Here is a 14,240-nt window from a genome sequence, read left to right on the forward strand (position 1 = left end):
ACTTTCGGAATACAGGACATTTCTTTTTAGGCTTTAAAAATTCCCGCACGCAAATGTAGTTATTTACCGAATATGGATGGTAAAAAATAGTTGTAAAACATCTAAAATTATTTAACCATACATGTGAATGCGATCTTTAAATAACATATATTTGCAGCATTGCAATCTGGAGATAGCAAAACTAAAATCTAAAATTAAATACTGTCGAATATGGAAAGAAAAAGAGTTTACACATTCGGAAATGGAAAAGCCGAAGGTAAAGCGGATATGAGAAATCTGCTGGGTGGTAAGGGTGCTAACCTTGCCGAAATGAATCTGATTGGTGTTCCGGTTCCTCCGGGATTCACTATTACCACAGAAGTATGTTCCGAATACTATGATTTAGGAAAAGACAAAGTGGTTGAACTGTTGAAATCAGATGTCGAAAAGGCAATTGCCAATATCGAGACGTTGATGAATTCAAAGTTTGGAGATGTGGCCAATCCATTGTTGGTATCCGTTCGTTCCGGTGCCCGTGCGTCTATGCCGGGTATGATGGACACGATCCTGAACTTAGGTTTGAACGATGAAGTGGTGGAAGGGTTGAGCCGTAAGACGAACAATCCCCGGTTTGCATGGGATTCATATCGCCGTTTCGTACAGATGTACGGAGACGTCGTATTGGGTATGAAACCGACCAACAAGGAAGATATCGATCCGTTTGAAGCAATCATCGAAGAAGTCAAGGAAGCGAAAGGTGTTAAGCTGGATAATGAGCTGGATGTGGAAGATCTGAAGGTTCTGGTCGCTAAATTTAAAGCAGCTGTCAAGGCTCAGACAGGTAAAGATTTCCCAACTTCCGCTTATGAACAACTTTGGGGCGCCATCTGTGCTGTGTTTGACAGCTGGATGAACGAACGTGCCATCCTCTATCGTAAGATGGAAGGGATTCCTGCCGAATGGGGTACGGCTGTCAGTGTGCAGGCTATGGTGTTCGGTAATATGGGGGATACTTCCGCTACCGGTGTATGTTTCTCTCGTGATGCCGGTAACGGAGAAGATCTCTTCAATGGTGAATACTTGATCAACGCACAAGGCGAAGACGTGGTGGCTGGTATCCGTACACCACAACAGATCACGAAGATTGGTTCGCAGCGTTGGGCGGAACGTGCCGGTATTTCAGAAGAAGACCGCGTCGCCAAATATCCTTCAATGGAAGAAGCCATGCCGGAAATCTATAAACAACTGGACGAACTGCAAACAAAGCTGGAAAACCATTATCATGATATGCAGGATATGGAATTCACCGTACAGGAAGGAAAACTGTGGTTCCTGCAAACCCGTAACGGAAAGCGTACCGGTGCTGCAATGGTTAAAATTGCAATCGATTTGTTGCATCAGGGTATGATTGACGAGAAGACGGCATTGAAACGTATCGAACCGAATAAACTGGACGAGCTGCTTCACCCGGTATTCGACAAGGTGGCCGAAAAACAGGCGAAAGTTTGGGTGAAAGGATTGCCGGCATCTCCGGGAGCGGCAACGGGACAGATCGTGTTCTTCGCCGATGATGCAGCAAAATGGCATGCTGACGGAAAGAAGATCGTAATGGTCCGTATTGAAACATCCCCTGAGGATCTGGCTGGTATGGCTGTTGCCGAAGGTATCCTGACTGCTCGTGGCGGTATGACTTCGCACGCTGCCGTTGTTGCACGCGGTATGGGTAAATGCTGCGTATCCGGTGCCGGTGCTTTGGAAATCGATTATAAGAATAAGACAGTCGAGGTTGATGGCGTCAAACTGAAAGAGGGCGACTATATTTCTATCAACGGTACGACTGGTACAGTTTATGTCGGAAAGGTAGAGACGAAGGCTGCCGAACTGTCTGGTGATTTTGCCGAATTGATGACTTTGGCAGATAAATATACGAAATTACAGGTTCGTACGAATGCCGATACTCCGCACGATGCTACGATTGCACGTAGTTTTGGTGCCGTAGGTATTGGTTTGTGCCGCACGGAACATATGTTCTTCGAAGGTGAAAAGATTAAAGCTATGCGTGAAATGATCCTGGCGGAAGATGCAGAAGGACGTAAGAATGCACTGGCAAAGATCCTTCCTTACCAAAAGGATGACTTCAAAGGTATTTTCAAGGCAATGGCAGGTTGTCCGGTAACCGTGCGTCTGCTCGATCCTCCTTTGCACGAATTCGTTCCTCATGATCTGAAAGGTCAGGAAGAAATGGCGGAAGCAATGGGCGTATCGGTTAAAGAAATTCAGAAACGCGTAGAATCACTTTGCGAACATAACCCGATGTTAGGACACCGTGGTTGCCGCTTGGGTAATACATATCCTGAAATCACAGAAATGCAGACACGTGCCATTTTGGGAGCCGCTCTCGAGCTGAAGAAAGAAGGTATCGAAGCTAAACCTGAAATTATGGTTCCGCTGACAGGTATCTTATACGAATTCAAGGAACAGGAAAAAGTAATCCGTAAAGCAGCCGCACAATTGTTCGAGGAAATGGGAGACAGTATCGACTTCAAGGTTGGTACAATGATAGAAATTCCGCGTGCCGCACTGACTGCAGACCGTATCGCTTCTTCTGCCGAGTTCTTTTCGTTCGGAACAAATGACTTGACACAGATGACCTTCGGTTATTCGCGCGATGATATCGCTTCTTTCCTGCCGGTTTACTTGGAAAAGAAGATTCTGAAAGTCGATCCGTTCCAGGTTCTCGATCAGAATGGAGTGGGGCAATTGGTTCGTATGGCTACCGAAAAGGGCCGTGCCATCCGTCCGGACCTGAAATGTGGTATCTGTGGCGAACATGGTGGTGAACCTTCCTCTGTGAAGTTCTGCCATAAAGTAGGACTGAACTATGTATCCTGTTCACCGTTCCGCGTTCCGATCGCACGTATCGCGGCGGCACAGGCTGCAATAGAAGACTGATAAGGAAGTAAAATAAAGACTGGCATGAGAATATAGTTTCATTAGTATGAAATTGAAGTTCCGTGCTTATGAAACTCTTGTTTCATTGGCATGGAACTCTTGTTTTATGCAAGAGCTATGGTTGTTTTACTGAAATAATTTGCTGGAAACTTGCCGGAGAATCACAAAATAGTGTACATTTGTCTTCTGATGATGAACGAATAAACAATATCTACGTATGGAGCGGTATTTAATAATTAAGACGAGAGATGAATTATTGCGTATTAAAATAGGGCAGATCCTCTATTTTGAAGCAGACAGAAACTATACTAAGCTGTTATTGTCCAATGGTATCCAATTCACGTTTGCCATAAATATCGGGAAAATAGAAGAATTGTTGGAAACGCAGGTAGCCGGCAGTAATGCAATTTTGATGCGTGTGGGTAAAAGCCATATCATCAATAAAAACCATATCCTGCAAATAAACCTTCCGAAACAGAAGCTGCTGTTGCTCATGCAAGACGGAAAGCCGAAGGAATTGGTAATATCCAAAGATCCGTTGAAGATTCTGAAAGAAACACTCGAAAAGGAAATGCGGAAACCTGAAGAACCAAAAGTTGTTACGGAATGATCATCAGGATTGGAAAAGCAAGCGATAATGATTTTGTAGTAAACGACCCTCATGTAAGCCGGTATCATGCAAAGCTGATCCGTGAAGAGGGGGGATGTTGGCTACTTGAAGATTTGGGGTCGACAAACGGAACATTTGTCAATGGTGCCCAGATCATTAAGAAACATGTTACTCCCAGCGATAAGATCAGGCTGGGAGATCATTATGTGTTAAATATCTCCGAAGCCTTGAAGTCCAACAATGATTACAGCGAAGAGTTTGCAGCGTTGAAGCAAATATACGATGATTACATTCAAGCAAAAGTTAAGATACAATCGTCTAACCAATTTAAAACCAGATTATTTCAATCTCTTCCGTTTGCTCTTCCCGGTGTAGTGGGGGTTGTGATCGGTTTTTTGGGGAAAGGAAGTCCGGAATTGTTTGGGCTGAGTCTGTTTATCACGATCTGTGCCCCGACAGTCGGTATCTATCTGGGTGCGAAACAGTCAGCCAAGATCCCACAGTTGCTGCAAGATCTGACCAATCAATTCAAAATCGACTATGTTTGTCCCAAGTGCGGAACGTTTTTAGGTGAAATACCCTGGGAATCATTGCGCAATAGAAAACAATGCCCGATGTCTTCTTGTAAAGCTAAATGGGTGAGCGAGTAGGATTCCGTTTCATATACTAAAAGTAATACTTTCGTACAGTAAACCCAAACATTTGATTATAAGGAACTATTTTGTGCTTGGATGTCAGCCTCTTTCTCTACTTTTGTTTCCAGAAAATTTAATTATAACATTTTATGCAAGAAGAGGATTACACATTCGTGACTTTAGACAGCGACGACGCAATGCTGACCGACGCTGTTATCGTGGATGTGGACGGGGGAAACGACTTGTCGGATGCTGTAATGATTGACGAAAGTATTGATGCTTCTGATTTTATTACATTATCTGATGACACTATTATGTTGTCCGACGCAGATATGCTGGATACATATTCAACCGATATTGACGGATCTGATATATCGTTTATCTTATGATTTCCGTTAAATGTCCACATTGCCATGTTGGGTTAAAGGTAGACGAGGGGAAAATTCCCCTCGATATCACCTCTTTCAAATGCCCGAAGTGCAAACAACCGATTCCTGTCTCTTTGCTGTCTATGGAGAAAGGGAGTACCGCATCTGAATCGGAAACGGTTCTGATACAACCTCTTCGTATGACAACCGGACGTCTCTCTGTAATTGCAAATGCTGATACGCCGGAGCAAACTTTCCCCCTTCAGGAAGGTGTCTATATTATCGGACGAAAATCCAATGCCTCTACTGCTACGATCGGTATTATAACAGCTGATAAATCAATGAGTCGGGAACATATCCGGATCGAGGTAAAAAAAGATGCCAAAGGAGGCTATAAACATTATCTTTCTGACAATAATAGTAAAAATCATACGTTATATAATAGCAATTACTTAGAGAATGGAGAGATTGTCGTACTCAATAATAATGATGAAATTATTATCGGTCGCACAGTTCTCCGGTTTAATGAATAAAAATAGTCTATGCTATGAATATAACGATCGGCAAACCCTGGGCAGTCAGCGAAAAAGGAGGCAGATTGAATAACGAAGATTCCATTTTTCCTCCGCCGGAAACGGCAAATTCCAATCAAAACTTATTTTTGGTATGTGATGGTGTCGGGGGGGCTGAAAAAGGAGAGGTTGCAAGTTCGTTAGCTTGCGAGTCTTTCCAGACTTTTTTCTCTACTTTTCGTGAAGGTGAGCCGAGCGTAGCTTTTATAAATAAAGCAATTCGTTATACCGAAGCACGTTTTGACGACTATGTGGCAATTCATCCGGAAGCCAAAGGAATGGCTACCACTTTGACCATGACCTTTATAGGCACTACCGGCATAACTTTGGCGCATGTGGGGGACAGTCGGATTTACCATTTCCGAAAGGGAGAAATCTTGTTCCAGACTGAAGATCATTCACTTGTCAATTCGTTAGTGAAATTAGGGAAAATCACCCGCGAAGAGGCTGTACACCACCCGCAGCGGAATGTGATCATACGGGCCATTCAAGGGACGGACCGCCCGACAGAGACCGATGTCGTGCTTTTGAACGATATCAAGGCTGGTGATTATTTGTTCATGTGTTCGGATGGTGTACTCGAACGTCTTAATAATGAGGAACTTTCTGATATATTTGAACATTCAAGCGGTCCGGAAGAGATTAAAAATGCAATCATGTCCGCTTGTAGCGGGAAAACACGCGATAACTTTTCTTTTTATATCATACCTATACAAAATGTGTTAGATTCCACAGGAATTAAGCAAAATATTCTTTCTTTCCTTTATTCTTTTATATAAATAACGTAATTTTGGCAGATTAATAGAATTGCGCATAGTATAGTTATGAATTTGCCAAACGGACATGTTCTTCAGAATGGAAAATATCGGATCACTCATGTAATTGGTCAGGGCGGCTTTGGTATAACATACAAAGGCGTCTGGTATACAGAAGTGAAGGGCTCGTTAGGAACTGTGCAAACAGAGGTGCCTATTTGTATAAAAGAATATTTCTTTAAAGACTATTGTTACAGGGAAACAGAATCATTTGCTGTCAAGGTGCATTCCGAGACTGGAAAAGTTTTGTTCGATAAATTCAAGGAGAAACTTATCAAAGAAGCCAAGATACTTTCTGAAGTCCATCATCCCCATATAGTGAATGTGCTGGAAGTTTTCGAAGAAAACGACACGGCTTATATTGCTATGGAATATATTTCCGGTTGTTCACTCAAATATATGATGGACAGGGAAGGCATATTGCCGGAACCGAAAGTTCTCAGGTATGTTCGGCAGATTGGAGAAGCACTCCAGTTTGTACACGAAAAGAATATTCTTCATTTGGATATCAAACCCAGCAATATTCTAATCGACTCGTCAGGGAAAGCGCGTCTGATCGATTTCGGCGTAAGCAAGCGATATGATATCGAGCAACAGGAAACAAGTACGACCATGCTTACCTTGTCAAAAGGATTTGCTTCGATCGAACAATACGATAACGAAGGGACACAAAGTTTTTCACCCTGTCCGGACATCTATTCGCTCGGTGCTACCATGTATAACCTTTTGACAGGAAAGATTCCGACCGAATCTATTTTGCGGGCAACACGTCCTTTGCAGAAGCCGTCGGAACTGAACAAAGATATATCTCCTAAGACAGAAGCCGCCATAATCAAGGCAATGCAAATCATTCCGGCCGATCGTTTCCAAACAGTAGATGAAATGATGGCTGCATTAGATTTTCCTGCGGAAGAAGAAACACCTGCAAATAAATTGCATAATACAGACGGGCTGGAAGCAGAAGATGATGAGACAACGGTTATACATCCAAATGAACAATCGCTTCAGAATGAGGATGACGAAGATCGTACGATTGTAAACAGCGAAGAAATTATTTCCCAGCCCCGTAAGAAAAAAAGAAAAGGGGTGCTGATATCCGTGGTTATTACTATATTTGCCTGCGTAGGATCTGCCGTTGCTTTTCTGGTGCAGGGGAACAAAGTCTCTACAAAACCGAGTGTGACGGAATTGATTAGTCCGGTCGGAGAGGAGAAAGATTCAGTGAGCATTCCTCAAGACACCACTGTTTCAGAGATGAAAATTGAAGAATCTATGCTTGGTGAGGAGGATAAAAAAACAGAGACAGCAATACCCCGACTGCCTGAAAAGGTTACGCCTGTTGTTGTTGATGAACCCCGGAAACAACCGGAAACAAAGCAGGTCCCAGCTGAAAAGAATAAAATAACAATACAGCCAGTACAGCCTACTGCTGAAGAGATTGATGCGGAATATGCTGCTTTAATAGCTTCCGGCAAGGAGAAGATGAGAAAAGCGGACTTTACGAACGCAAAGAAAGATTTCACGAAAGCGAAAGAAACCAAGTTGACGGAAGAGGTCGTACGCCTTTTAATTTCTTGTGACGAAAAGGAAGCAGCCAAACTTCTGGCCGACAGGAAAGCTCAATATGAGGTGAAGAAGACTTTCGGGAACTTTACAATTGTACGAAAGAAATCGACCATGTTATACGGGGCGATCGATTCGGAGGCGAATGAGCGTATACCATGTAAATACCGTAATGTCGGGATTGCTGAAAATGGGCGTGCTTTCGAACGTAAAGATGGTTTGTTCGATATCTATAATGCCGATGGCGTATTGGTAAATGAAGGATCAACGTATTATTAACGTGTTTATGAAAAGACTTTGGATTTTGATTTTTTTTGTTGTGTTGCCGATGTGTTTGCTGGCCCAACAAAAAACAGAATATAACAGAAAAGGTGACGAGGCGATGAAACGCCTGGACTATAGCGATGCAAGGATGTGGTATGAAGAAGGTGTCGTGCAATGCGATCCTTACAGTATCGAACAACTCACATCGATTTGGTTAGCCAATCAGCGGATGCGTCCATCAATGCATAGTCTGATGAACAAGTGTCGGGCTTGCCTAGAACTGATGGCCAATAATGAGGATACAACAGCTATTTCACAGTTGATAATCTATTATACCGAGGGGATAGGAACTTCCAAAAATGAAACGTTGGCTAAATCCTGGCAAGATCGTTTGGAAGCATTTCGCAAACCGGTAGAGCCTGTTTTCTATCCTTCTGTCAACCCAATAAAGCCGGACAAGCCTAAAGAACCGATGAAGTTCTTTGTTGGTTATGCCTACTCCATGGAAGCTCCTTATGGTTTGACAGTGGGAGGCGTGAAATCTCGCTTGGGTTGGTTCCTGCGCTTTAAAACCAATCTAGGCTTTAATGAGTATGACGGGGAATGCCGGGGAACAGATGAGTTTGTCGGCTCTGCTCCCGATAATCCGTTTCATTTCACGAACAAGAAGAAGGTAAATAGCTATGCCGGTACGGCTGGTTTGGTTGTAAAATGTACATCCTGGTTATATACGTCTGTAGGTTTGGGATATGGCAGTCGGGAATTATTATGCGAATATATCACAATCGACAATTCGGATTATAAAATAGAAAAATCCTATTGGGCGAAGAATTTAGATTATTCTTATAGCGGGTTAGCAGCCGATTTAGATGTAATGGTCAAGTTCGGTCCTGTGTTTGTAAGTGCAGGGTGCAATACGTTGAATTTTAAATATGTTGATTTGAATGCCGGTGTCGGCCTGTTTTTCTAACAAAAATTATTTATGAAATATATATACTCAATCTTTTTATCAGTTGTTTCATTTTTATGGATACTTTCCGGATGTGTGGAAGATCCGGATATGGATACGCGTTTGCAGAATGCAAAGGCACCGGAAGTTTCCGAGACTTCAATGGAAGGAGAGGCATGTGCTTCTTCGATCACATTAAAGGCTCAAATAATGAAAGAAAACGGTTTGCCAATAAAAGAATGTGGGGTTTGTTGGAGTACACAGAAGGGGACGGAACCGCTTGATAACATGCGTAACAAGCGATATACAAAAGCTGATAAAATAGAAAACCATAATTTTACAGCTACTATGTCCAATTTGGAAGATAGTACAAAATATTATGTATATGCCTATGCTATTAATGATGTAGATACTGCATTTTCAAAAACAGAGGGGGCGTATACGACAATAAATGGTATTGGAGAAGTTGCAACTCTGGATGTGGATAGTGCAACAGTAAAAGCAACTTCCACCTGGGTGAAAGGAAAAGTCAAGAACAGGGGGGTAGGTATTGAGAAATTAGGCTTCTACTACAAGAAAAAGGAACAAGCCGGAGATATTGAACCTTCGGATCAAGATTCAATTATCACATACGAAGGGAGTGATTTGGCGACTGTCGATACTTTCTCCTGCCAGATTACGAATCTGGAGCCGGAAACTTGGTATTATGTCCGTGCTTTTGCCCAAAATCAGTTTGGCGAGTTCGCCTTTAATGTAGATTCTTTTAGGACTACGGATGGCAAACCTTTGGTTGGTAAGTTGAGCCTGATAAAAGATAGTACGACTTTCACCACTGCCGATCTGTCAGCATTCTTGATTAATGAAGGGGATGCATCTGTCAGTGCCTATGGTTTTTGCTGGAGTGTAGAAGAAAGGCCGACGATAGAAGCCGATACAATCACTTGTACGAATCTTGCAGATGATGGTAAATTTACAGGAAGGATCCGGGGCTTGGAATCGGCCAAAAAATATTATGCAAGGGCCTATGCCATAAATGACTTCGGTACAGTATATAGTGAAGAAGAAATTACGATTTCGACAAAAAGCGAGAAGCCGAATATTATAACATTCCCCATCACCCCTGATTCGATCAAAAGCGACGGAACAGTTCACATTGGCGGGGAGTTGCAGAATGGCGGAAGCAGTGCTGCCACAGAGTGGGGAATTTGTTGGTCTTCAAGTAATAAGGAACCGAGTATCAAGGATAATCATGTTGCTGTAGAAGACTCGATTTTCACATATGCTTTATCGACATTAAAAGGGGCTACAAATTATTATGTAAGAGCTTACGCTGTAAATGAACATAGCTTTGTCGGATATGGCCAGACACAAACATTCAAGACGCCTGACATCTTTACGGAAAAGAGCATATACACAGGTGAAGACCGTCAATATTCGGCAAGCTTTGTGCTAAACGGACAAGCCTATATCGTTGGTGGGGATTTAGGAGATAAACGCAGTAACGAACTCTTTAGTTATAATGTGGAAACAAATGAATGGAAATCCCAACAAGGATGCAGTGTCGCCTATTCGCACATGGCTGCAACCGTCTACAATAATAGAGCCTATGTCATTGGAGGACTTGACAAACAAGCAGGAATAGAATGTCAAGTGTATACATCTGAAAATAATAGTTGGTTATTCGAATTCCCTTCGTTGCCGAAGGGACGATTTAACTCTGTCTGTTTTGTGTATCGTGATTCCTTGTACGTTTTTGGTGGAACTGACAATAGTAGCAATATGAATGAAATAGTACGTTATGATCTTTCAACTCAAAATAGTGGAGAATGGACTACAATTGCTAAAGTGAACGAAGCAAACCAAAGAGGAGGCGTCGCATTTGTTGTAGAAGATAAAGTATATGCTGGTTTAGGAGAAAAAAGTAGCGGTATTCGTAACGGCTTCTACGTCTCTTCGGATAGCTTGACGAAATGGGAGCCGATTCCCTCTATACCTGCACAGCTCGGTGTTATTTCTTCTGGTGTTTATGATGAACAGAAAAAGAGCTTCTTTATGATTGACAACGACGGAAAAATTTGGGAATACAATTTGACTACAGCACAATGGACTTCACGCTCGTTATGGATTCGTATGAAAAATTATCACATGTTCATGCTGGATGGATCGATCTATATTTTAGGGCAAGATATCTATCAAAAGAATAAATTCACTGTATATAATCCAATATGGGATAATTGAATATGAACAGAGCAACTATCTTAGAAGAAATCCGGAGAAATGTAGATTTGCTGTCAGTGACAGATCAACCGGAATACCAATACATTCCGCTACACCAGAAACCTTCACCATCGGTGACGGCACTCAGGGAGATCATGACCTTGCTTCGCAAGGTCATTTTCCCTGGATTCTTCGGGACGGAACAAGAAGCACAGACAGATTCCATACAATATTATACAGGTGTATATCTGGAGCAGATCTATGACCTGTTACAGGAGCAAATCTATAACGGCCTATGCTTTGAAGTCGAATGTTGTTGTGACTCCAAGGATCGTGCTTCTGAAATAGCCATTGCTTTTATCAATAAAGTCCCACATATCAAATATCTGTTATCGACAGATGTGAAAGCAATCTTAGATGGCGATCCGGCGGCCAAAAGTTCCAGCGAAATTATTTTCTGCTATCCGGCAATTCATGCCATTCTTTATCAGCGGGTGGCCCATGAGCTACTAAAGCTCGATGTACCTGTGATTCCGCGTATTATAACGGAAATGGCTCATTCCGATACAGGAATAGACATTCATCCGGGAGCGCAAATCGGAAAATATTTCAGTATCGATCATGGTACAGGTGTTGTGATCGGACAGACGGCTATAATCGGTAATCATGTTCGCCTTTATCAAGGTGTGACATTGGGAGCAAAAAGCTTTACCCTGGATGAAGAAGGATTACCTCTGGACGTTCCACGCCATCCGATTATCGAAGATTATGTTACGATCTATTCCAATGCTTCTATTTTAGGAAGGATCACCATTGGTCACGGTTCCGTGATCGGTGGTAACATCTGGCTAACCCACAGCGTTCCACCCAATTCCAAAGTATTGCAGACACGTGCTGTCGAGGATAAATAACAGGACGACATATTGTTTTCACTTTCATTTCAAAACCCATAGCTTTAGGGAATCCCAAACGATTTTTTGTACAATACCTTGGGATAAAAGAGAAAAGGTGGGCTTTATTCCGGAAAAATACGTATGTTTGCGATATACCTTTTAGAGCGTATTATACCTTAAAATAGTGTAGACCATGAATAAAGTGAAAACATTGGATGATCTTCGGAAGATGCGTGAAACCTTGCGATCGACCTTGGATATTAGAGAGAAAAGTAATCATCCTGAACAAATGGTACAGATCCGTGTATCTATGGCAACTTGTGGGATTGCCGCCGGAGCCAAAGAGATCATGAATTATTTCATTGAAGCGCTGGATCGTGAAAAAGTAGATGCTTTGGTGACACAAACCGGATGCATGGGATATTGCTATGCCGAACCAACTGTCGAAGTTACCCTACCTGGCAAAGAACCTCTTGTGTTTGGACATGTGAAGAAAGCAAAGGTGGATGAAATCATCGCCCGGTATATCCGGCACGGAGAATTGCTGGATGATATCATCCCGGTTACTTACACGGCTGTTAAACCGGAATAACGAAAACTTCCTTAAACACTTAATACTTACATAATGGCACAATACAGTAGTTATATACTAGTGTGTGGCGGTACCGGCTGCCGTGCATCACAGAGTGAACTTATACTTCAAAATCTGAAAGAGGCCGTCGAACGACAGGGATTGCAAGAGACCGTCCAGGTGATCCGTACCGGTTGCTTCGGCTTTTGTGAAAAAGGGCCGGTGGTTAAAATGGTTCCAGACAATACGTTCTATGTTCAGGTAAAGCCGACGGATGCCGTAGACATTGTCCGGGAGCATTTGGTGAAAGGACGCAAGGTGGAACGGCTTCTTTACGTCAATCCCGAAACAAAGGAGCTGGTGCCGGACTCTAAACATATCAATTTTTACAAAAAGCAACTCCGTATCGCTCTCAGAAATTGTGGTTTCATCAATCCCGAAAATATAGACGAATATATTGCCCGTGACGGTTATGTGGCTTTGGGCAAAGCCTTGACCGAGATGACGCCCGAATCGGTGATCAAAGAAATTATGGACAGTGGATTGCGTGGTAGGGGAGGCGGTGGATTCCCGACTGGCTTGAAATGGCAAATAACCCGCAAAGTGAAATCTCCCCAGAAATATGTCGTTTGTAATGCGGACGAAGGTGATCCGGGAGCATTCATGGACCGTTCCATTTTGGAAGGTGATCCGCATTCCATCGTTGAAGCGATGGCGATCAACGGATATTGTACAGGAGCCACGAAAGGGTTGGTTTATATCCGGGCCGAATATCCGTTAGCCGTAGAGAGGCTGAAGATTGCAATCCATCAAGCGAAAGAATACGGTTTGCTGGGGGATAATATCTTCGGGACGGATTTCTCTTTCGATATCGAGATACGCTATGGGGCAGGGGCATTCGTTTGTGGCGAAGAAACGGCTTTGATCCATAGTATGGAGGGGCTTCGCGGGGAAGCGACCGTGAAACCTCCTTTCCCAAGTGAACATGGCTACAAGGGTTGTCCGACCAATGTAAACAATGTGGAAACGTATGCCAATGTACCGGTTATCCTATTGAAGGGAGCCGAATGGTTCAGCAGTATAGGAACGGAGAAAAGCAAGGGCACGAAAGTCTTTGCTCTTGCGGGAAAAGTAAACAACGTCGGGTTGATAGAGGTTCCGATGGGGACGACGTTGCGCGAAGTGATCTTTGGCATCGGAGGAGGCATCAAAGATGGAAAAAAGTTTAAGGCTGTGCAGACAGGAGGGCCTTCGGGTGGCTGCCTGACTGAGAAGCATCTGGATTTGCCGATTGACTATGACAATCTTTTAGCTGCTGGTTCGATGATGGGATCGGGAGGTATGATTGTGATGGACGAAGACGATTGCATGGTGGCTATGGCCAAATTCTATCTGGATTTCACTGTCGAGGAATCATGCGGCAAATGTGCTCCCTGCCGGATTGGTAACAAGCGGCTGCACGAGATGTTGCAAAAGATTACGTCCGGCAACGGAACGATTGAGGACTTGAATCGACTCCGCAACCTGGCCGGAGTGATTAAAGACACGGCCCTATGCGGTTTGGGACAGACATCGCCTAACCCGGTTTTGTCTACGATGGATAACTTTTATGATGAATATCTGGCTCATGTGAAGGAAAAACGTTGTCCGTCTCATCAATGTCGTGAACTGACGCAATATTTTATCAATCCGGAAAAATGCAAGGGGTGTACGCTTTGTGCCCGGATGTGTCCGGTGAATGCGATCACAGGAGACAAGAAAGTTCCGCATGTGATCGATCCGCAGACTTGTATCCGGTGCGGTTCGTGTATAGAGAGATGTAAGTTTGGCGCCATCTATGTGCACTAAAACA

Annotated in this window: 12 protein-coding genes; all 12 read left to right on the plus strand. The window is 43.2% G+C overall.

The genetic code is table 11. The features are described from left to right. Window positions 1-210 precede the first annotated feature (210 nt). The 12 genes from ppdK to NQ564_RS06235 all read left to right on the plus strand — a co-directional run bounded on the left by ppdK (window position 211) and on the right by NQ564_RS06235 (window position 14,236). On the plus strand, window positions 211-2,931 hold the full coding sequence (gene ppdK / locus NQ564_RS06180) for a pyruvate, phosphate dikinase (RefSeq protein ID WP_087375653.1): 2,721 nt from the start codon (window positions 211-213) through the stop codon (window positions 2,929-2,931). Between the two features lie 217 nt (window positions 2,932-3,148). Continuing rightward, a complete protein-coding gene (locus NQ564_RS06185; protein WP_008148059.1) occupies window positions 3,149-3,541 on the plus strand; it encodes a LytTR family DNA-binding domain-containing protein in 393 nt (130 codons plus the stop codon). Beyond that, window positions 3,538-4,191, plus strand: a complete 654-nt coding sequence (locus tag NQ564_RS06190) for an FHA domain-containing protein (protein WP_008148058.1) — start codon at window positions 3,538-3,540, stop codon at window positions 4,189-4,191. Before NQ564_RS06185 ends, NQ564_RS06190 begins: the two co-directional genes overlap by 4 nt. A gap of 134 nt (window positions 4,192-4,325) precedes the next feature. Further along, complete coding sequence (locus tag NQ564_RS06195; protein WP_008148056.1) at window positions 4,326-4,565, plus strand: hypothetical protein; 240 nt, start codon at window positions 4,326-4,328, stop codon at window positions 4,563-4,565. After that, window positions 4,562-5,077, plus strand: a complete 516-nt coding sequence (locus NQ564_RS06200; protein ID WP_008148054.1) for an FHA domain-containing protein — start codon at window positions 4,562-4,564, stop codon at window positions 5,075-5,077. The genes NQ564_RS06195 and NQ564_RS06200 overlap by 4 nt, the downstream gene beginning before the upstream one ends. A 14-nt stretch (window positions 5,078-5,091) precedes the next feature. Continuing rightward, window positions 5,092-5,895, plus strand: coding sequence for a PP2C family protein-serine/threonine phosphatase (locus NQ564_RS06205; RefSeq protein ID WP_008148052.1), 804 nt, complete (start codon window positions 5,092-5,094; stop codon window positions 5,893-5,895). 45 nt (window positions 5,896-5,940) lie between these two features. Further along, on the plus strand, window positions 5,941-7,773 hold the full coding sequence (locus NQ564_RS06210; RefSeq protein WP_008148050.1) for a serine/threonine-protein kinase: 1,833 nt from the start codon (window positions 5,941-5,943) through the stop codon (window positions 7,771-7,773). Between the two features lie 7 nt (window positions 7,774-7,780). Continuing rightward, window positions 7,781-8,728, plus strand: coding sequence for a hypothetical protein (locus tag NQ564_RS06215; RefSeq protein ID WP_039848123.1), 948 nt, complete (start codon window positions 7,781-7,783; stop codon window positions 8,726-8,728). A gap of 12 nt (window positions 8,729-8,740) precedes the next feature. Next, entirely contained in the window at window positions 8,741-10,945 is a 2,205-nt protein-coding gene (locus NQ564_RS06220; protein ID WP_021862689.1) for a Kelch repeat-containing protein, read from the plus strand. Between the two features lie 2 nt (window positions 10,946-10,947). Then, the gene (gene epsC / locus NQ564_RS06225; protein ID WP_008148044.1) at window positions 10,948-11,835 is read left to right on the plus strand and encodes a serine O-acetyltransferase EpsC; all 888 of its coding nucleotides are present in this window, start codon (window positions 10,948-10,950) and stop codon (window positions 11,833-11,835) included. Between the two features lie 175 nt (window positions 11,836-12,010). After that, on the plus strand, window positions 12,011-12,409 hold the full coding sequence (locus tag NQ564_RS06230; RefSeq protein ID WP_008148043.1) for a (2Fe-2S) ferredoxin domain-containing protein: 399 nt from the start codon (window positions 12,011-12,013) through the stop codon (window positions 12,407-12,409). Window positions 12,410-12,442: 33 nt separating this feature from the next. Further along, a complete protein-coding gene (locus tag NQ564_RS06235; RefSeq protein ID WP_129649899.1) occupies window positions 12,443-14,236 on the plus strand; it encodes an NADH-quinone oxidoreductase subunit NuoF in 1,794 nt (597 codons plus the stop codon). Window positions 14,237-14,240 lie beyond the last annotated feature (4 nt).

Source organism: Parabacteroides johnsonii DSM 18315, assembly GCF_025151045.1.
GTDB classification, from domain to species: domain Bacteria; phylum Bacteroidota; class Bacteroidia; order Bacteroidales; family Tannerellaceae; genus Parabacteroides; species Parabacteroides johnsonii.

Coding starts and splice junctions, on each gene's coding strand:
- ppdK (WP_087375653.1), top strand. CDS start 211: ATGGAAAGAAAAAGAGTTTACACATTCGGAAATGGAAAAGCCGAAGGT.
- NQ564_RS06185 (WP_008148059.1), top strand. CDS start 3,149: ATGGAGCGGTATTTAATAATTAAGACGAGAGATGAATTATTGCGTATT.
- NQ564_RS06190 (WP_008148058.1), top strand. CDS start 3,538: ATGATCATCAGGATTGGAAAAGCAAGCGATAATGATTTTGTAGTAAAC.
- NQ564_RS06195 (WP_008148056.1), top strand. CDS start 4,326: ATGCAAGAAGAGGATTACACATTCGTGACTTTAGACAGCGACGACGCA.
- NQ564_RS06200 (WP_008148054.1), top strand. CDS start 4,562: ATGATTTCCGTTAAATGTCCACATTGCCATGTTGGGTTAAAGGTAGAC.
- NQ564_RS06205 (WP_008148052.1), top strand. CDS start 5,092: ATGAATATAACGATCGGCAAACCCTGGGCAGTCAGCGAAAAAGGAGGC.
- NQ564_RS06210 (WP_008148050.1), top strand. CDS start 5,941: ATGAATTTGCCAAACGGACATGTTCTTCAGAATGGAAAATATCGGATC.
- NQ564_RS06215 (WP_039848123.1), top strand. CDS start 7,781: ATGAAAAGACTTTGGATTTTGATTTTTTTTGTTGTGTTGCCGATGTGT.
- NQ564_RS06220 (WP_021862689.1), top strand. CDS start 8,741: ATGAAATATATATACTCAATCTTTTTATCAGTTGTTTCATTTTTATGG.
- epsC (WP_008148044.1), top strand. CDS start 10,948: ATGAACAGAGCAACTATCTTAGAAGAAATCCGGAGAAATGTAGATTTG.
- NQ564_RS06230 (WP_008148043.1), top strand. CDS start 12,011: ATGAATAAAGTGAAAACATTGGATGATCTTCGGAAGATGCGTGAAACC.
- NQ564_RS06235 (WP_129649899.1), top strand. CDS start 12,443: ATGGCACAATACAGTAGTTATATACTAGTGTGTGGCGGTACCGGCTGC.